The sequence below is a fragment of the Arthrobacter sp. 10N418 genome (assembly GCF_056394725.1).
On record NZ_JBFTIK010000007.1, the window covers coordinates 65,328 to 83,273 of the forward strand.

The following is a 17,946-nucleotide window of genomic DNA, read 5'->3' on the forward strand; positions in this document are numbered from 1 at the left end:
CCGCAGGTGTTGAAAACCGAGTTCCGGAACGAACAGTGCCCCGCAGCCATCAGGAAAGGAGAAGGACCATGGGATTGCTGGACAAAGTCGAGCGCGGCATCGAAAAGGCCGTCCGTGGAGTCTTCTCCACCGGTTCTCGCGCCCAGGTTGAGCCCGTCGAGATCGCCAGCCGCCTTCGCGGCGAGGTGGACAACAAGGCCATCACGATCGCCGCTGGACGCACCCTGGCCCCTAACGTTTTTGACGTCCTTCTCAGTGATGAGGACTTCCAGCGCGCCCAGGAATGGGGCACACCCCTCGCGGAAGAACTTTGCGACGTCGTCATCAACCACGTGCGCAGCCAGGGCTACACCCTCCAGGGGCCGGTCCGCATCAGCTTCCGGCGCGCCGAAGAACGCCGCGCCGGGGACTTCGAGATCGCGTCACGGACCGAGAAGGCCTCCGCACCCTCGGCCCCCGCCCCGACCCCTTACGGCAATCTGCCGGCGGCCCCGACACGCCAGCCCGCGCGACTTCAGCCCGTACTGGACATTGAAGGCCAGCGTTACTCGTTGAACGCCCCGTCGATCGTCCTCGGACGATCCTCCGAGGCGGACATCCTCATTGACGACACCGGAGTTTCGCGGCGCCATCTGGAGATCCGGTCCGGATCCGGCACAGCCGAGGCCGTTGATCTCGGGTCCACCAACGGCAGCTATGTCAACGGCCACAAGATCGTGGGCAGTTCGGAACTCACCGACGGCTCCACCATCACGATGGGACGGACGAAAATCATCTTCCGACTTCTGCCCGCCAACCCAGGCGGCCGCGCATGAGCGAACTCACCATCACCGCCCTGCGCTTCGGGTTCCTGATCCTTCTCTGGGTGCTGATTTTCAGTATCGTCTCCGCCATGCGCCGCGACCTCATGATCGGACGCAAGGCAGCGGCCGGAGCCCCGACGGCACGCCAGGTGCGCAAGAATCCCGCCCTGGCCGAGCCGGCACCGGCTCCCGTCAGGCAGCAGGCCCGGCAGCTGGTCGTGACCGAGGGACCGCTCAGGGGCACCACGATCGCCCTGGCCGCAAGCCCCATCCTGCTCGGACGTGCGCAGGAAGCCACGCTCGTCCTCGAGGACGACTACGCCTCCGGCCGGCACGCCCGCCTGTTTCCGCAGGGCAGCCGCTGGTTCATCGAGGATCTCGGATCCACCAACGGCACGTATCTTGCAGACCAGCAGCTGACCCGGGCCCTACCGGTGGAACTGGGTGTCCCCGTGAGAATCGGCAAGACGGTCATCGAATTGAGGCCATAGCCATGGCTGCTCCGGACCGTTCCGCAGGCCAGGCAGTAGATAAGGCAACTGTTCCCAAGCGGCCGCTCATCATGCGCTACGCTGCACGTTCCGACGTCGGCCGTGTGCGCGCGAAGAACGACGACTCCGCCTACGTTGGGCGCCACCTCGCAGTCGTCGCCGACGGCATGGGCGGGCATGCGGGCGGCGATGTCGCCTCCGCCGCCACAGTGCTGGACATGATCCACCTGGATCACGACACCTACGACGGCGACGCCGGCACGGTCCTCGCCGATGAGATCCAGACTGCCAACTCGCTGCTGTCCGAGCTCGTCCACATCAACCCTAAGCTTGCCGGGATGGGCACCACAGTCACGGCCCTGCTGCTGGCGGAAGGCAAACTCCACTTCGCCCATATCGGCGACTCCCGCGCCTACCGCCTGCGGAAGGGCGAGTTCGAACAGGTCAGCGTCGACCACACCTTCGTCCAGCGGCTCATCGATGAAGGCCGGCTGCGCCCCGAAGAGGCGGAAACGCATCCGCACAAGAACGTCCTCATGCGCGTCCTGGGCGATGTCGACGCGAGCCCCGAACTTGACCTGGACACGCTCGACGTCCAGCCGGGTGAGCGCTGGCTGCTCTGCTCGGATGGCCTTAACTACGTCGCCGGCCACGTGGTGGAGCGCACCGTCCGGGAGACAAAGGATCTGCGCGAATGCGCTGAACTCCTGGTGGACCTCACGCTCGAGGCCGGCGCGCCGGACAACGTGACGGTTGTCCTCGTTGATATCGCCGAGCGGACGCTCGACGACGTGCGGACCGCCGCCGTCGACATCGTCCCGGCACGCGCAGCCCTCCCTCCGTCCGCCGCAGTGGCGGGCGCCGCCGCGGTGCCGGGAACCGGGAGCACCTACGGCGCCGGGACGGGCGAGCCTGGGTCGAAAGAGACGCCCGACGGCGGGAAGGCCGGCGGGCGTGAGACCGCAGCGAAGGCCGGTGCCGCAGGCACAGCTCCGGACTCAGACACTGCTGCCGTTACGGACTCAGAAAAGGGTTCGGACAAAGACACGGACACAAAGGAACCCGAGCCGGCGACGGATCCGCACCTGGGCGAACACCTGTCCGCCGAAGTCTTGCGCGAAGAGCTCTCCACCCGCCCCCATGAGCTCGTGGGAGCCGCCGCCGCAGCCGCGGAATCCGGCTCCATCCCGTCCATTGCGGGACGGACCGTCGCACGCAGGGCCGCGACGGTCCTGACGCACAAGTCGGACCAAGCGCGCGAAGAGGGGGAGGACTACAAGCCTGCCACCCGCTCCCGCCGCTGGCTGACAGTGTCCATCGCAGCCGCCATCGTGGCCCTTCTGGGTGTTGGCCTGTGGCTTGGCTACGCGTGGACCCAGACCCGGTATTACATCGGCGAACAGGATCAGCATGTGGCCATCTTCAACGGGGTTTCCCAGCGTTTGGGCCCCATCCAACTTTCCACGCTCGAAGCGGTGACCGATATCCGGATGTCAGATCTGCCTGAATTTTCCCAACAGCGCGTACGCGAGACTGTGCCCGCCCGCGATCTCTATGACGCCCAGAGGATAGTGAAGAACCTCGAGCGGACCGGCACCACGGCCCCCGCGGATGAATGCCTTACTCCCTCCCCCACCGCGACCGCTGCCGGACCCACCGCCGGCGCCTCCGGAACGCCGCAACCGACTGCCTCCGCCACGGCGACGCCGCAGAATTGCCAGGGGGCCAAATGACACACATCGACACGGTTCCCAAGCCCCGGCGGAACGTTGAGCTGGTCCTGCTGGTCCTGGCCCTCGCCGTCGGGATCGGCGCCCAGGCTCTGGTCGGCGTGGACCGGGAAAAGGCCTTCGACACCGACTTCTGGTTCCAGTCCAGCCTGCTGGCCTTTGCAGCCCTGGCATTCCACGTGGTTCTTCGCATCCGCGCTAAATATGCCGATCCGGTAATACTTCCGATCGTCGTGGCCATCAACGGTCTCGGCCTCGCCATGATCCACCGCCTGGACCATGTCGGGGAAGACACCGGCAACAACCAGCTGCGCTGGACGGTGGTGGCCATGGCTGTCGCCATCGCGGTCATCTGGTTCCTGAAGGATCATCGGATCCTGCGCCGCTTCACCTACATTTCACTGGCGGTCAGCGCCGTCCTGCTGGTCCTGCCGCTCGTGCCGGGGATTTCCGCCGGCGAGGTCCTGGGCGCCAGCGTCTGGATCAAGATCGGCTCCATGACCTTCCAGCCGGGCGAGGTCGCCAAGATCACGCTGGCCGTCTTCTTTGCCGGCTATCTGTCCTCGAACCGGGACCTCATCCTGCTGGCCGGACGCAAGGTCGGGCCGTTGCAATTCCCCCGGTTCAAGGACATGGGCCCGATGATCACCGCCTGGCTGGTCAGCATCGGCGTGCTGGTCTTCCAGCGCGACCTCGGTACGTCGATTCTGTTCTTCGGCCTGTTCCTGGTCATGATCTACGTCGCCACGAGCCGTATCAGCTGGGTGGTCATCGGAGTGGTCCTCATGGCCGGCGGGGGCTTCGTCGCCTCCAAGGTGTTCTCCCACGTGGCCCTGCGGATCGACGGCTGGATCAATGCCTTCACGCCCGAGGTCTATGGCCGGGAGTTCGGCGGCAGCCTCCAGATCGTGGAGGGCCTGTTCGGCATGGCCAATGGCGGCCTTGTTGGCACGGGTCTTGGCCAGGGGCGCCCCAACCTCGTCCCCTTTGCCAACAGCGACATGATCATCGCCTCCTTTGGCGAGGAACTCGGGCTGATCGGTGTCTTTGCCATCGTCCTGATGTACCTGCTGCTGTTCACGCGCGGCTTCCGCGCCGCGCTCGGCACCCGGGACGCCTTCGGAAAACTGCTGGCGACCGGCCTGTCCTTCGCCATCGCATTGCAGTGCTTCGTAGTGATCGGTGGCGTCACCCGGCTCATTCCGCTCACCGGCCTCACCACCCCGTTCCTGGCCGCCGGCGGTTCCTCCTTGCTGGCGAACTGGATTATCGTCGGCCTGCTGCTGATGATTTCGCACACCGCTCGGAGCCCGGTGGACACCACGCCGATGGCTCCCGGCGAGGCTCCAGACGCTACTAGGGGCGCCCCCGCCATGCCTTCGATGCCGGAAGCGGCCTCCGGCGCCCGGACCAGACCAGACGCACCCACTGAGGCGGTGAAACACCTGTGAACCAAGCCATCCGGAATTCCTGGATTGCCGCGATCGCGATGTTCGCGCTGATCTTCGGCGCCCTCAGCTACGTCCAGGTGGTGGGAGCCGACGAGCTCAAGGCCAATGCATGGAACAAGCGCGCCCTCCTGCAGAACTACTGCAACGACCGCGGCGCCATCATCGTCGGCGGCAGCCCGATCGCGCAATCGGTCGCCGGCAACGAGAGCTGCAAATTCCAGCGGACCTACACGCAGCCGGAGCTGTACGCCGGAATCACCGGCTACTTCTCGAGGAGCTACGGTCTGAGCGGGCTTGAGAAGGCCATGGACGGGCAGCTCGCCGGCAGCTCGGACCAGCTGTTCCTGGACCGGGTCGGCCAGCTCTTCCTCGGCAACCAGCCAAAGGGCGCATCGGTGGAGCTGACCCTGGATCCGAAGATCCAGAAGCTCGCCTATGACCTCATCCCGGACGGCCAGCGGGGCTCTATCGTGGTGACCAACCCCAAGACCGGGGCCGTTCTGGCCATGGTCTCCAAGCCCTCCTACGATCCGAACCAAATCGCAACGCAGGATGCCGATGCCGAGCAGGCCAACTACGCCGCCCTGAACAAGGTCCCGGGAATCAACCTGAACCAGAACGTCAGCGGCCCCACGGGTGCGCTCCTGGCGCCCGGATCGGTGTTCAAGCTCGTTGATACGGCGGCGGCCCTCAACTCGGGCAAGTACAACAAGGACAGCGAACTGCCGAACCCGGCGGAAATGCCTTTCCCGGGCATCCAGTACAAGCTGCCGAACTACGCCGGGGGCAATTGCTATACCCGCACCACTGCGAGCTTCGCTTTCGCCCTCCAGCAGTCCTGCAATACTCCGTTCGCGAGTATCGCACTGGATCTGGGCGAGAAAGCCATCGCGGACCAGGCGCAGAAATTCGGCTTCGGCCAGGACTGGGGCGACCAGCTGAAGCTGGACTCCGCCCAGAGCATCTTCCCCAAGAACCTGGACCAGGCCGGCCTGGCGCAGTCAGCCATCGGCCAGCGTGACGTCCGGGCTACTCCGCTCGAAATCAACATGATGACCGCGGCGATCGCCAATGGCGGCGTCCAGATGCAGCCGAACCTGATCAAGGCCGTCCGTTCCCCGGACCTGCGCGTGATCGACGAGCCCAAACCCCAGCCGCTGCGGACCTCCACTACGCCCGAGATCTCCCGCCAGATCACGGAGTGGATGACCAGCGTCGTCAGCGACGGCATCGCCCGTGGCGCCGCCGTGCCTGGCGTGCAGGTGGCAGGCAAGACCGGCACCGCGGAGCTGGGTACCGGCCTGAACAACTCATGGTTTACCGGATTTGCCCCGGCGAACGACCCGCAAGTGGCTGTCACCATCGTCATGCAAGGCGTGGACATCACCACCGGCGCAAAGCTAACCAGTCCGAACGCGAAGAAGATTTTTGAGGCGGTGTTGAATAAGTGAGGCCTTCATCAGGAATCACCCTCGGCGGCAGGTTCCAGCTGACCACGCGCATTGCGATCGGCGGTATGGGAGAAGTCTGGAAAGCCAAAGACCTGGTCCTTGGCCGCATCGTCGCCATCAAGGTCCTCAAGGAGGAATACACCGGCGATCCGGGCTTCCTTCAGCGCTTCCGGGCCGAGGCACGCCACACCGCGCTCCTGAACCATGTGGGAATCGCCAATGTGTTCGACTACGGCGAGGAAGAGGGCTCCGCCTACCTCGTCATGGAACTTGTCCCGGGCCAGCCACTGAGCAGCATCATCGAACGTGAGCAGGTGCTCTCACCGGATCGGACCCTCTCGATGATCGCGCAGACCGCGCGCGCCTTGGCCATCGCGCACGCCCAGGGTCTCGTGCACCGCGACATCAAGCCGGGCAACCTGCTCATCACTCCGGACGGACGGGTCAAGGTCACCGACTTCGGCATCGCCCGCCTCGCGGACCAGGTTCCGCTGACGCAGACCGGGCAGGTGATGGGCACCGCCCAGTACCTGGCTCCGGAGCAGGCCACCGGCCAGACAGCCACTGGAGCGTCGGATATCTATTCGCTCGGCGTGATCGGCTACGAATGCCTCACCGGGCACCGCCCTTTCTCCGGAGAGTCCCAGATCGCGATCGCGCTGGCCCAGGTCAACGATGCGCCGCCGCCGCTGCCCGAAACCCTGCCCAAGCCCGTCCGTGCCCTGCTGATGTCCATGCTGGCCAAGGATCCCAAGAGCCGGCCCGCCAACGCCGTCAAGCTCTCAGAAGCAGCCGAAGCCATCCGCAACGGTGACATCGGCGCCGCGCACGCCGCCGTGCCCGGGATGCTCCTCTTCGAGGCAACCACGGGTCCCATCACCGCCCCCGTGGACATCCCGACGGCGGCCACTGGTGTCATCGGGGACCGCTCGACGTCGGCTACATCGGCTCTGCCTGTTGTCGGTGCCGCCGGCGCAGGAGCCGCGGCAGGCCTGGCGGCCGGTGCGGCCGCGGCCAGCGGGTACGGCGCGCGCAGCGCCCTTTCCCGCGCCGATGCCCTGGCCGCTGAGCGGAACTGGGTGCAGGAGGACGAGGACTACGACGAACCCGTTGATGAGCCGCAGCGCCGCGGCCGCAGCCCGTGGACCTGGCCGCTCATTGCTTTGATCCTGCTGGTGCTCTTCGCCATCGTGGGTATTGCCCTTACACAGGCGGGCATGCTCTTTCCCTCGCAGCCGGTGGCCAGCACTGCCGCCCCCAGCAGCGCGAAGCCCAGCAGCGCCACGCCGTCGGCGACGCCCACGGCGACGACCCCCAGCCCCACCGTCAGCTCCGCGACACCCACGCAGTCCACCCCGGCCGCCATCAATGTGTTCCCGGACGCCTATCTGGGCCGGCCCTACAACGATGTCCGGAACGAGCTGACGGCAAAGGGATTGCAGGTCGACGGCGCCGAGGCCTTCAACAGTGCCCCGCCGGGAACAGTCATCGACATCAATCCGACCGGTCCTGTCCAGCCCGGCTCGAGCATCAAGGTGTTCTACTCCAAGGGACCCGAGATGGTCACGGTCCCCGCGATCCCGTCGGGCGCCACGGAGGCCGCGGCACAGCAAGCCATCCAGAATGCCGGGCTCCGCTGGGTCAAGGGCGCCGACGTCGACCCAAGCAATAAGAAAGAGGATCCGGGAACGTTTGTCAGCTCGGATCCTGCGTCGGGCCAAAAAGTAGCCACCGGTTCCGTGGTGACCTACCATCTGGCCAAGGCCCCGGCCGCGGCCACGCCTTTGCCGACGCTCACGAAGCCGACACCGTAGCCAGCCATGTCCAACACGCCCCGCACACCATCGCACCGGGAGGACCGCCTCCCCGTGAACACCCAGCGCGTCCTCAGCGGGCGTTATGAGCTGGGTGAACTGATTGGCCGCGGCGGAATGGCGGATGTGTTCCGCGGCGTTGACGCGCGGCTGGGACGGACCGTGGCAGTCAAACTGCTGCGCCCGGACCTGGCCCGGGATCCGCAGTTCCAGGCCCGGTTCAAGCGCGAGGCCCAGGCCGTAGCAGCGCTGAACCACCCCTCGATCGTGGCCGTCTACGACACCGGGGACCATGCGGTTCCCGGCGACCACGACGACACTGTCCGGGTGCCCTACATTGTGATGGAGTTCGTTTCCGGCAAGACCATCCGGGACCTCATCAGGGCGAAGGAGGTCACGATCGACCAGGCCGTCGACTTCACCCTCGGCGTGCTCTCGGCCCTCGACTACAGCCACAAGGCCGGGATCGTCCACCGGGATATCAAGCCGGCCAACGTGATGTTCTGCCCCGAGTCCAACAGCGTCAAGGTGATGGACTTCGGGATTGCCCGCGCCATGGCGGACTCCTCCGCGACCATGACGCAGACACAAGCAGTCGTGGGCACTGCCCAGTACCTCTCGCCTGAACAGGCCCGGGGCGAAACCGTGGACGCCCGCAGCGACCTCTATTCAGCCGGATGCCTGCTGTACGAGATGCTGGCCGGCCGCCCGCCGTTCATCGGCGACAGCCCGGTGTCCGTGGCCTACCAGCATGTCCGCGAGATCCCCGAACTGGCCAGCAGCCTGAACCCCGAAGTCTCCGAGGCGCTGGACAGTGTGCTCATGAAGGCATTACAGAAGAACCGGGCCGACCGTTTCCAGGACGCCGCAGCATTCCGGCGCGCCTTGCGGGCCGCGCGCAGCGGCGTCGCAGTGGCGCCGCCCGCGTCGAGCGAGGCACCCACGGACCCCACCAACAGCGTTCCCCGTCCCGACGGTGCAGCGCCCGCGGCTGCTTTCTCGCTGACCGGGGCCAAGTTCCTGGACGACGTACCGGGCGGCCGTCTCCGGCCTGCCGGTGACACAGCGGGAGACGACCAACCACTGAAGGCGCACGACACCGAACTCTATGGGCGGGCGGACACCGGCAGCCTTCCGCTGGTCCTGCCCGCCGAGCGCGAACAGACCCCCTATCAGAAGTCCCGGCGCCGAACATGGATTGCGACCCTTATGGTCCTCACCGTGCTGGTCCTCGTCGGAGGCGGCCTGTGGCTGTACAACCTGATGAACCAGCAGCCGCCGCCGGTCGCCAGGATCCTGGTTCCAACGGTGACCTCGCTTACCGAATCCGAGGCACTTCAGAAGCTCTACAACGCCGGGCTCAAACCGCAGCTCAACAGGCTCCAGAATGACGCCATTGCCAAGGGCAGCGCCATCGGCACTGTCCCTGCTGCGGGGAGCTCCCTGGAACGCAATGCGGACGTCACGCTCAACATATCCGAGGGTCCAAGCGTCATCACCATTCCTGCCGATCTGCCCGGCCGAACCGAGGCGGCCGCCCGGGATGTGCTGCGCCAGAAAGGCCTGACCGGAGCTCCGACAACCACCATGAGCAACAGCCCTGCCGTGCCGGCCGGCATCGTCATCACCACGAATCCTGCGCCCGGGCAGAATGTGGCCGCGGGCAGCACGGTTGAATTGGTCGTATCCACCGGCAAGGTGGCCGTTCCCCAGCTGATCGGACTGCCGCGGACCGAGGCGGAGGCCGCCCTGAAGGCTGCGGGGCTGGCGATGAGCGTCACGGAAGTCGAAAATTCCCAGGTGGTGCCGGGCAAGGTGACCGCACAGAGCGACGCCGCGGACGCAACGGTCGAACAGGGCAAGACCATCGCCGTGACCGTGGCGAAGGCTCCGCCCCCACCCCCGGCACCGGCGCCTACCCCGACGCCGACACCGACACCGACGGCGAAGACAGAGGGCTTGAGCCTCCTGGGTTAGGTCCCGTGCGCTGGTTCTCGTAACCTGCGCCGAAGAACGTCAGTGCCGGATGAGCGGGCTTAGTCCCGCGGCCCGCTCGGCGGCGCCCGCCATGCCCAACGATTCCAGCCAGTTGCCCAGCATCTGGTAACCGCCCTCGGTCAGCACCGACTCCGGGTGGAACTGGACGCCGCACAAGGGGGCGGTGCGGTGCTGCAAGCCCATCACGACGCCGGTGCTTGTCTCTGCGGTGATCTCCAGGACGTCCGGGATGCTTTCGCGGACGGCGGCAAGCGAGTGGTAGCGGGTCGCCGTAATGGGCGAGGGCAGCCCGGCAAACACGCTGGTCCCGTGGTGCTCGACGAGGGATGTCTTGCCATGCATGAGTTCCGGGGCGTGGGTCACTATACCGCCGTAAGCCTCCGCCAGCGCCTGGTGACCCAGGCACACCCCGAGCATGGGCTTGCCGTGCCCGCCACACCACTTGATCAGCTCAATGCAGACTCCGGCCCCTGCGGGGTTTCCCGGCCCCGGTGAGATGAGTACGCCGTCGCGCGCCTCGGCCATCTCGATGGCTTCCGCGAGGGTGACGTCGTCATTTCGGACCACGGTGGTCTCCGCGCCGAGTTCCTGGAGGTAGCCCACCAGGGTGTAAACAAAGCTGTCGTAGTTGTCTACGACCAGAATCTTGGTTGTGCTCATGGGTGCCTTGCTGAACCAATCGTCGAATCAGTGAACTGGGTGAAATGCGCCATTCAGGGAAAGGGATCTGAACCATCAATACCAGCAGGCCGGCAACAAGCACCAGCGCCGCAGCAATCCTCACCCGCGGGCATCGAATTCCAACGCGGGTTCTCCTCCTGGATGCCCGCGGCGACACCCGTGGGGCCGGAACTACAGTTAGAATTGCTGCGATTACGATTTTCAAACTTGACCAAGAACGCGTTGACCGCCGGCACTTTGCCTCCTGCAGGATATCAAGCCTGGTCTCCGCTCTTGTTCCACCCCGCCAAGGAGGACCAGTGCCCGAGTCAAAGCCGCGTAAGAGGACCGCACGTGTGGCGCCGCAGACCCCTGCGGCGCAGGCCTACAAGCCCAACCCCGTGTGGTTCAAACCGGTCATGTTCGGCCTGATGATCATTGGCCTGCTGTGGATCATTACGTTTTACATCAGCCAGGGAGCCTTCCCCGTCCAGGAATGGGCATCGGGGAACATCGTGGCCGGATTCGGCATCGCCATTGTCGGCTTTCTGATGACCACCCGCTGGCGTTCCTGACCAGAACGTTCCTGACCGGCCGGATGCGGTCACAACGCTTGCGGCCCACTGACGTTGATGGTCGCCTCGAAGGATGCGCAGGCTTCGGCCGATCCAGCCGGATCCACAGCAGAGAAGGACCAGCATGACTCCCGGCACGAACGGCTCCATCATCGGCGAGGACGGTCTGACGCGGCCTTCGTGGGCGGCAGTGGATCCGATGCTGCGTGATTATTACGACAACGAGTGGGGACTGCCGGTCCGGGACGAGCAGGGCCTGTACGAGCGAATCAGCCTCGAGGCCTTCCAGGCAGGGCTGTCCTGGGCCACCATTCTCCGCAAACGCCCCGCCTTCCGGGCAGCCTTCCACGACTTCCATCCGGAAACCGTCGCGGCATTCACCGAGGCCGATGTTGACCGCTTGATGCTGGATGCCGGCATTGTGCGGAACCGGCTCAAAATCCACGCGGCCATCACCAACGCCCGGGCTACCCTCGCCCTGAGGGACGACGGCGGCCTGGTGGACTTCGTCTGGGGGTTCCAGCCGGCGGCCACCCCCGAGCCTGTGTCCCTGGACGAGATCCCCACAACGTCGGCAGAGTCAGTGGCCCTCTCCAAGGGGCTGCGGAAGAAGGGGTTCGCATTTGTCGGCCCCACCACGATGTTCGCCCTCATGGAGGCAGTCGGAATGGTTGATACCCATCTACTGGACAGCCACCGGCGCGGCACTTCGGGCGTCTGGGCGCGCTGACCCCGCCTCAGTCGGGATAGGGAAGCCCGGATCGCTGTCCACACTTGTGCACAACTGTGGTAAGGGTTATCCACAATTGTTGATAACTTTCCACAGATAGGGTCCAGGGGATCCCATCCCGCCCGGCCTGCGGCCCCGGAGCGCGATTTGCCCTCTGACGGCGGCCCTGGTCACGGGACCGTCGGTTATTAACAGTGTGGATTGGCTGTGGATAAGTTTTAACGTCGCCGTAAACATTGGCAGGATCCCGCCACGCAGCACTGTGCCCACGACTGCGCACACCATTGCGTCCGCGACGGTCCCGCCGAAAAGTTATCCACTTAACAACATCGCAGTACCCACAAGTTATCCACAGATGGGGATAACTGGATACGTCGCATGAGATTAAACGGCTTTGGGCGCGTGAAGCCGGAGTTTCGGCCGGAAATGCTCAGAGCATCAAGTTATTAACAATGTGAATAACCCTGTTGAAATCTTCTTGAAATCAGACATAAAGCTCTTACTTGGGTCGGCATCGGCACCACGACCCAGGACGTTTGGCTGTGGCCTCCTGGGGGTGCCGTGACGGCTTGCTACCGGTTGCTGCGGGCAGCATGCAGGGAGCTGCGCGGCTTGTCACCGTAACCCGGGGGCGGACCGGGGCCGCGGCCGAAGTTGTCCACTTAACCACAGGGCAACCCACAGAAGTTATCCACAGATGTGGAGATCTCCGCCCCCGCGCGCGGCACTTCCCCAGAAATCGCCAGCAGTGGCCGTCAGATCGGGATAGGCACCGTGAACTACAGCTATGTAAGTTACCAACAGTGTGGATAACCCCTGTGGAAAACCAGCATCTCAGGGCTGCCGACGGGATATTGGACGCGTGCACCGGAACAGGACGCGGCGTGCGGGGACGCGGGCGCTGCGTGGGGTGTTCAGCATGAGGTTGCGCGTGATCCTGAAAACCCAGGCCCGGGCATCATTCTCCTTCGCTGGTGCTTCGGACAAGCGCCTCCATACGACGAGAAAGGCCGCGTGGACGAGAAGTCCCAGATCCAGGCCCTGGACTGCACCGCCTCGATGCTGCCACGCAGCCGCCCCAGATCGAGCGGTGCACCGACGGCTACGCCGCCGCGGCACCGCCGGGACGAGTTCCTGTCCTTCCTGCGCCAGCCCGACCGGGAGCTCGCCGAAGTCTGGTTCGGCATCATCGACCGCCAGGACCCCTGCTGTCGGGCTACTGTAGAGCCTCCGGGATGCCGAATCGCCTTCCAATGAGTACGCGAATGGCCGCGAGTAGAGGCTGATCTTCCAGCTCAACGCCCTCGTCCCCGTAATACACGCCCGTTTCGTCGCCCACTGCTTCGATGTCAAAAAGGTTGAGGACCTCGGCCACGCGAATCTGAAACTCGGTGGCGGTCATTTGGCGAGACGCACGAACTTGAATTGTGCTGAGTGTGCGCGCGACCTCAGCATCGGATTAATTCATTTGGGAGGATGACGAGGTTCGCATTACGTGTGCCTGAGCCTCCGGACGGGATTTCGGTGCAACCGCCGCCACCATTCGTGCACTCTTGCATGACGTACGCCCTTGCACAAGGGGGAGGGATCGGCTGTCAGCCAAAGGGGCGGGAACGGGGTCCAGCGGAACAGCCGCGTCCTAGGCGCTGACGCCGGCGATTCGGAAAACTGAGACGGCGACCAGAAGGGCGAGTACCAGCACCAAGCCGGCCGCCTGCAGCAACCCTTGACTGCGGCCTCGCGGGGAGTAGGCAATGACCGCGGCGCAAAGGGCTCCTGTGACCAGTCCGCCGAGGTGGGCCTGCCAGGCAATCTGGGGGACGAGGAAACCGATGGCGCCGTTGATGACAATCAACAGCCACAATTGCCTCGTGTCCCCGCCGCGACGGCTTTGGATCACGAGCATGGCCCCAAAAAGGCCAAAGATGGCGCCGGAGGCGCCTTCCACGCCGGTCGGCGGGAGGACCGGCGTCAGCAAGAGGAAGCCCACGGAGCCGCCAATTGCGGACAGGATGTACACGGAGAGGAAGCGGATGCGACCCAGTGCGGGTTCGAGGGCCTGGCCGAAGATCCACAGCATGTACATGTTGAGAACAATGTGGAGGATGAAGCCCTGCGAATGGACGAATGCAGAGGTCAACATCCGCCAGGGTTCGAATGACCCGAACTGGGGAGCGGCGTACACGGACGCGAAGGCGAGGTTTTCCTCAACTGCTTGCCCCGGTATCAGCCACTGCAGCACGTAGACAACGGCGCATAGCCCGATGAGCAGAAGCGTGGCCAGCGGCTTGCCGGTGGCCACGGCGCCGCCGTAGACCGTCCGGGCCTGCGGGGCCGCGTTCCGGGTTTCGTTGACACAGTCAACACATTGGAATCCGACGGCGGCCGCCCGCTGGCAGTCGGGGCACGCAGGGCGCCCGCACCGCTGGCAGCGCACATAGGCGGGACGGTCCGGGTGCCGGGGGCACACCGGAATCTGCGCGGACGGCTCGGCCGCCGGAATTCCGTAGCTCATGCGCTCGGGCTAGAGCTGTTCTACGTCAATGCTGTTGATGACGACATCCTCGACGGGACGGTCGCCCATTCCCGTACGGACTCCCTCGATCGCGTCGACAACCTTCTTGGACTCCTCATCAGCCACCTCGCCGAAGATGCTGTGCTTGCCCTGCAGCCAGCCGGTAGGGATGGTGGTGATGAAGAACTGGGAGCCGTTCGTGCCGCGGCCCATCTGGATACCGGCGTTAGCCATCGCCAGCTTGTAGGGCTCGTTGAAGGTCAGCTCCGGGTGGATTTCGTCGTCGAACTTGTAGCCCGGTCCGCCAACGCCGCGGCCCAGCGGGTCGCCGGCCTGGATCATGAAGTCTTTGATGATCCGGTGGAAGATGGTGCCGTCGTACAGCGGCGTCCCGGTCTTGTCCTCACCGGTTTCGGGGTGGGTCCAGGCCTGCTCGCCAGTGGCCAGGCCGACGAAATTCTTGACGGTCTTGGGCGCGTGGTTGCCGAAGAGGTTGACGGCGATGTCGCCGAGGCTTGTGTGGATGGTTGCTTTTGCGGTTGCGATGGCAGTCATAGGGCCTATTCTTCCACGGCGGGCCGCTGCGTACAGGGCCGCGCAGTCAGTTCCGCGCTGGGTGAAATCCGCCGGAAATCGGCCTGAAGAATAGCCGGTGCGGTTCTGGACACGTAGGCTAACAGCAGAATCGTCACATTAATCGGGAGGTAGTTGTGAAGAAAACGGATCGTATTGCCCGTGAGCTGGAGCAGTCAGTCAGCACCGGGGTAGAGAACGCCAAGGACTGGGCAGCCCCGCGGGTTGAAGCAGCAGTGAACTGGGCCGTTCCGCGCCTGCAGCAGGGTCTGGACAGCGCATCTCCCAAGATCCAGGAGGGGCTCAAGTCGGCAGCCCACAACCTGGCCGACGGCGTCGCCACCGTTACCCCGCGGCTCCAGGACGGCCTGGCCCAGCTGGCGCCGAAGATCCATGACGCCGTCGAAGGCGCCACACCCCGCCTCCACGAGGCCCTGGACAAAGCGACTCCGGTGATCGCCCAGGCGCGTGACAGGGTCGTCGTCGAGTACCTCCCGCGGCTTTCGGACCAGATCGGCCAGGCATCCGAGGCAGTGCACCGGACGCTGGAAAGCGCTCCGGCCCATGTGGACGCCGTAGCCCAAAAGCTCGTTGACTCTGGTGTTGTGCACAATATCCAGGAGCAGGCGCAGAGCGCGGGCCACCATTTCAAGGCTGCAGCCAACGAGGCCGGGAAGGCCGTCAGCGGTGAGCTGTCCAGGACGCAGAAGCCCAAGCACCGCGGTTTGCTGATCTTCGGTGTCATCGCCGCAGCGTTCGCCGCCGGTGTTGCGGCTTGGAAGGCCTCCAAGCCGGTTGAGGATCCCTGGAAGACGCCGACGCCGGTAACCCCTGCCCCCGTGCCGGCCTCCACCGTCAATGAAGCCAAGGATTCCATCAGCGACGCTGCCGACAAGGCCGGTTCGGCGGCAGTCGCCGCCGCGGACACCGCAGCCGGCGCTTCCGCAGATGCTGCCAGCTCCGTCTCGGATGCAGCAGGGAACACTGCCGATGCAACCAAGAACCTTGCCGAGGACGCCGCCGAGGATTCCGCCAAGGCAGCCATAGACGCGAAAACTGCCGTTCGCAACATTGCCGCGAGCATGAACAACAACGGCGACAAGACGGGCCAGGACAAGGCCGGCGAGTAGTTACAGACGGATGGGTCCCGGCTGCGTCAGTTAGCCGGTGAAGGGAGGGATTCCGCCAAGGGCGGGGTCCCTTCCTTCGTTTCGCCTGGCGTATTCACTTCCCCGGGTGCTTCTTCCCCGCCGTGTCCAGGGCCGGACTGTGCCCGGCAACCGGGGGAACGACCGGTAGATGCTAAATTTGTCGTGATGTCACCCGATAGATACCCCGAGGATGCCCTGCACGTCGCTGCGTTGCCGCCGGCTGTATCTATTGTCATTCCGGCGTACAACGAGGAAAGCGTCATCCGGCAGTGTCTGATCGCTGCCGTCTACCAGTCCGTCCCGGCCCACGAAATCATCGTGGTGGACAACCTGTCTACCGACCGCACCGCCGGCATCGTGCAGCAGATGCAGCTGGAGTACCCGGAGAGCCCGATCATCCTGCTCAGCCAGGACGGGGACCAGGGGCTCATTCCCACCCGGAACTTTGGATTGAACCACGCCACGGGCGACGTCCTGGGCCGGATCGATGCCGACTCCGTGCTGGAGCCGGACTGGGTTGAACAGGTCCAGAAAGCGTTCGCAGACGACGCCGTGCACGCGGCCACCGGCCCGGTTGTTTATTACGACATGCCCATGCGCCGGTTCGGGCTCAAAGCCGATGACAAGATGCGTCAGCTGATGCTCAAGCTTGCCAAGCACCAGTACCACTTTCTCTTCGGTTCCAATATGGCGCTGCGGCGCTCCGCGTGGGAGATCATCCGGGCGGAGACCTGCCGGGATGAGAGGGACGAGATGCACGAAGACATCGACCTCTCCCTGCACCTGGCCGACCACGAACTCCGTATCCAGTACTGGCCCCAGATGGTCTCGGGCATGTCCGCCCGGCGGCTCGAAGACTCGCCGCGGGACTACCGCTACTACGTGACCCGGTTCGACCGCACGTACAAGGCGCACAACGTCAAAAAGATGGCGCTGAAGGCGCCCATGGTGGTCTTCTTCTCGGTGTACTTCCCGGCGAAGCTGCTGCGCGCCATCCACACCGTCAACACCGCCCAGCCCGCCCGCCGCGGGGGCCAGTAGCCGCCTCCCGCCGAGGACGCGTTTGGGCGCGTTCTAGTCGGTGCCCAGTTCCGCCAGCCGGGCGGCGTTCCGCCGGACGGATCGAGAGCTCCGCTGGCCCAGGACGACGACGGCGAGCCCCACCAGGATCATTGACAGGCCCCCGTAGGTCCCGGCGGGCAGCTTTTCGGCCAGGAACGCCGCGGCCAGCAATGCTGCGCCTGGGATCTCGAGCAGGATGATCATGGACACAAGCAGCGGACTCATCGTCGCCAGCAGATGGTTGAAGGCTGTATGCCCCACCAGCTGGGCGCAGACGGTAATGGCCAGGATGCCGAGCCAGCCTGCGGTTTCGAAGCCTGCGAGGGGTTGCTGCGAGAACAGCGCCAAGACCGCGACGACGGCAGCACACATGCCGTAGCACAGTGTCGTGTAGACGCCTGTCCCCATCGTCTGGCGCGCCTTGCCTCCGGCAAGCGTATAAATACCGGCCAGGGCACCGCCAGCCACTGCCAGGAGGTCGCCCAGGAGCGCTCCCGGAGAGGTGCCCATGTCGAAGCCGGTGATCGCCACGACGCCGCCAAAGGCGATGCCGAGTCCGGCCAGGACCCCCCAGCGGTGCCTGACCCCGCGGAACAGCTGGAAGATCGCGATCCAACCGGACTGCAGGCAGACAAGGGCCGTCGCGGCCGCGACCGACGTCAGCTGCAGCGAGGTGATGAAGCAAGCGAAGTGAAGCGCCAGGGCGACCGCGGCAGCCAAGGACCAGCGGAACTCGCGTGCGGTGATCCTGCCGAACTGACGGGGCTGCCGGACCAGGACGGGGCCGGCCATGACGGCGGCTCCGATGGCGTTGCGCCAGAAAGCGATGGCGAGGGCACTGACAGACGTGGCACCGAGCGTGGCTGCGATGAGTGGACCCGAGGAAGCCACGCCCAGCACCCCAAGGGCGGCAAGGAAGAAGTTCACGCTCCAACAGTAGTG

General features: G+C 65.2%; 16 protein-coding genes. 11 read left to right on the plus strand and 5 right to left on the minus strand.

Annotation, left to right across the window (positions count from 1 at the left end; all coding sequences use genetic code 11):
• The first annotated feature begins 68 nt into the window (after positions 1-68).
• The 7 genes from AC1DCZ_RS07450 to pknB are packed head-to-tail and all read left to right on the plus strand — an operon-like array spanning position 69 to position 9,717.
• Positions 69-815, plus strand: a complete 747-nt coding sequence (locus AC1DCZ_RS07450; RefSeq protein WP_476895859.1) for an FhaA domain-containing protein — start codon at positions 69-71, stop codon at positions 813-815.
• On the plus strand, positions 812-1,294 hold the full coding sequence (locus AC1DCZ_RS07455) for an FHA domain-containing protein FhaB/FipA (protein ID WP_476895860.1): 483 nt from the start codon (positions 812-814) through the stop codon (positions 1,292-1,294). Before AC1DCZ_RS07450 ends, AC1DCZ_RS07455 begins: the two co-directional genes overlap by 4 nt.
• Before the next feature lie 2 nt (positions 1,295-1,296).
• The gene (locus AC1DCZ_RS07460; protein ID WP_476974021.1) at positions 1,297-3,027 is read left to right on the plus strand and encodes a PP2C family protein-serine/threonine phosphatase; all 1,731 of its coding nucleotides are present in this window, start codon (positions 1,297-1,299) and stop codon (positions 3,025-3,027) included.
• Positions 3,024-4,475: an FtsW/RodA/SpoVE family cell cycle protein gene (locus tag AC1DCZ_RS07465; RefSeq protein ID WP_476974022.1), complete on the plus strand. Its 1,452-nt coding sequence runs from the start codon at positions 3,024-3,026 to the stop codon at positions 4,473-4,475. The genes AC1DCZ_RS07460 and AC1DCZ_RS07465 overlap by 4 nt, the downstream gene beginning before the upstream one ends.
• Positions 4,472-5,926 (plus strand): peptidoglycan D,D-transpeptidase FtsI family protein, encoded by a 1,455-nt coding sequence (locus tag AC1DCZ_RS07470; protein ID WP_476974023.1) that lies wholly within the window; start codon positions 4,472-4,474, stop codon positions 5,924-5,926. Before AC1DCZ_RS07465 ends, AC1DCZ_RS07470 begins: the two co-directional genes overlap by 4 nt.
• On the plus strand, positions 5,923-7,740 hold the full coding sequence (locus AC1DCZ_RS07475; RefSeq protein ID WP_476974024.1) for a protein kinase domain-containing protein: 1,818 nt from the start codon (positions 5,923-5,925) through the stop codon (positions 7,738-7,740). Before AC1DCZ_RS07470 ends, AC1DCZ_RS07475 begins: the two co-directional genes overlap by 4 nt.
• A 6-nt stretch (positions 7,741-7,746) precedes the next feature.
• Positions 7,747-9,717 carry a Stk1 family PASTA domain-containing Ser/Thr kinase gene (gene pknB / locus AC1DCZ_RS07480; RefSeq protein WP_476974025.1) on the plus strand — a complete coding sequence of 657 codons (1,971 nt, stop codon included), beginning with the start codon at positions 7,747-7,749 and terminating at the stop codon, positions 9,715-9,717.
• A 39-nt stretch (positions 9,718-9,756) separates the two neighbouring features.
• On the opposite strand, the gene AC1DCZ_RS07485 is transcribed toward pknB, so the two are convergent.
• Positions 9,757-10,398 carry an anthranilate synthase component II gene (locus tag AC1DCZ_RS07485; protein ID WP_476974026.1) on the minus strand — a complete coding sequence of 214 codons (642 nt, stop codon included), beginning with the start codon at positions 10,396-10,398 and terminating at the stop codon, positions 9,757-9,759.
• 320 nt (positions 10,399-10,718) lie between these two features.
• Between AC1DCZ_RS07485 and AC1DCZ_RS07490 the strand changes: the two genes are divergently transcribed.
• Complete coding sequence (locus AC1DCZ_RS07490) at positions 10,719-10,973, plus strand: cell division protein CrgA (protein ID WP_476895867.1); 255 nt, start codon at positions 10,719-10,721, stop codon at positions 10,971-10,973.
• 124 nt (positions 10,974-11,097) lie between these two features.
• Entirely contained in the window at positions 11,098-11,703 is a 606-nt protein-coding gene (locus AC1DCZ_RS07495) for a DNA-3-methyladenine glycosylase I (RefSeq protein WP_476974027.1), read from the plus strand.
• A gap of 1,216 nt (positions 11,704-12,919) precedes the next feature.
• Here AC1DCZ_RS07495 and AC1DCZ_RS07500 read toward each other — a convergent pair.
• From AC1DCZ_RS07500 to AC1DCZ_RS07510, 3 genes are all read right to left on the minus strand, one after another.
• Positions 12,920-13,105 carry a hypothetical protein gene (locus tag AC1DCZ_RS07500; RefSeq protein ID WP_476974028.1) on the minus strand — a complete coding sequence of 62 codons (186 nt, stop codon included), beginning with the start codon at positions 13,103-13,105 and terminating at the stop codon, positions 12,920-12,922.
• A gap of 237 nt (positions 13,106-13,342) precedes the next feature.
• On the minus strand, positions 13,343-14,218 hold the full coding sequence (locus AC1DCZ_RS07505) for a rhomboid family intramembrane serine protease (protein ID WP_476974029.1): 876 nt from the start codon (positions 14,216-14,218) through the stop codon (positions 13,343-13,345).
• A gap of 9 nt (positions 14,219-14,227) precedes the next feature.
• Positions 14,228-14,773, minus strand: a complete 546-nt coding sequence (locus AC1DCZ_RS07510) for a peptidylprolyl isomerase (protein ID WP_476895871.1) — start codon at positions 14,771-14,773, stop codon at positions 14,228-14,230.
• Between the two features lie 155 nt (positions 14,774-14,928).
• On the opposite strand from AC1DCZ_RS07510, the gene AC1DCZ_RS07515 reads away from it, so the two are divergent.
• Complete coding sequence (locus tag AC1DCZ_RS07515) at positions 14,929-15,921, plus strand: hypothetical protein (RefSeq protein WP_476974030.1); 993 nt, start codon at positions 14,929-14,931, stop codon at positions 15,919-15,921.
• A gap of 186 nt (positions 15,922-16,107) precedes the next feature.
• The gene (locus tag AC1DCZ_RS07520) at positions 16,108-16,983 is read left to right on the plus strand and encodes a glycosyltransferase family 2 protein (RefSeq protein WP_476974031.1); all 876 of its coding nucleotides are present in this window, start codon (positions 16,108-16,110) and stop codon (positions 16,981-16,983) included.
• A 33-nt stretch (positions 16,984-17,016) separates the two neighbouring features.
• On the opposite strand, the gene AC1DCZ_RS07525 is transcribed toward AC1DCZ_RS07520, so the two are convergent.
• Positions 17,017-17,931 (minus strand): DMT family transporter, encoded by a 915-nt coding sequence (locus tag AC1DCZ_RS07525; RefSeq protein WP_476974032.1) that lies wholly within the window; start codon positions 17,929-17,931, stop codon positions 17,017-17,019.
• Positions 17,932-17,946: the final 15 nt, after the last annotated feature.

Excerpts from the sequence above, each read along its gene's own strand:
- AC1DCZ_RS07450 (WP_476895859.1), top strand. The coding sequence starts at position 69 with ATGGGATTGCTGGACAAAGTCGAGCGCGGCATCGAAAAGGCCGTCCGT.
- AC1DCZ_RS07455 (WP_476895860.1), top strand. The coding sequence starts at position 812 with ATGAGCGAACTCACCATCACCGCCCTGCGCTTCGGGTTCCTGATCCTT.
- AC1DCZ_RS07460 (WP_476974021.1), top strand. The coding sequence starts at position 1,297 with ATGGCTGCTCCGGACCGTTCCGCAGGCCAGGCAGTAGATAAGGCAACT.
- AC1DCZ_RS07465 (WP_476974022.1), top strand. The coding sequence starts at position 3,024 with ATGACACACATCGACACGGTTCCCAAGCCCCGGCGGAACGTTGAGCTG.
- pknB (WP_476974025.1), top strand. The coding sequence starts at position 7,747 with ATGTCCAACACGCCCCGCACACCATCGCACCGGGAGGACCGCCTCCCC.
- AC1DCZ_RS07485 (WP_476974026.1), bottom strand. The coding sequence starts at position 10,398 with ATGAGCACAACCAAGATTCTGGTCGTAGACAACTACGACAGCTTTGTT.
- AC1DCZ_RS07495 (WP_476974027.1), top strand. The coding sequence starts at position 11,098 with ATGACTCCCGGCACGAACGGCTCCATCATCGGCGAGGACGGTCTGACG.
- AC1DCZ_RS07500 (WP_476974028.1), bottom strand. The coding sequence starts at position 13,105 with ATGACCGCCACCGAGTTTCAGATTCGCGTGGCCGAGGTCCTCAACCTT.
- AC1DCZ_RS07505 (WP_476974029.1), bottom strand. The coding sequence starts at position 14,218 with ATGAGCTACGGAATTCCGGCGGCCGAGCCGTCCGCGCAGATTCCGGTG.
- AC1DCZ_RS07510 (WP_476895871.1), bottom strand. The coding sequence starts at position 14,773 with ATGACTGCCATCGCAACCGCAAAAGCAACCATCCACACAAGCCTCGGC.
- AC1DCZ_RS07520 (WP_476974031.1), top strand. The coding sequence starts at position 16,108 with ATGTCACCCGATAGATACCCCGAGGATGCCCTGCACGTCGCTGCGTTG.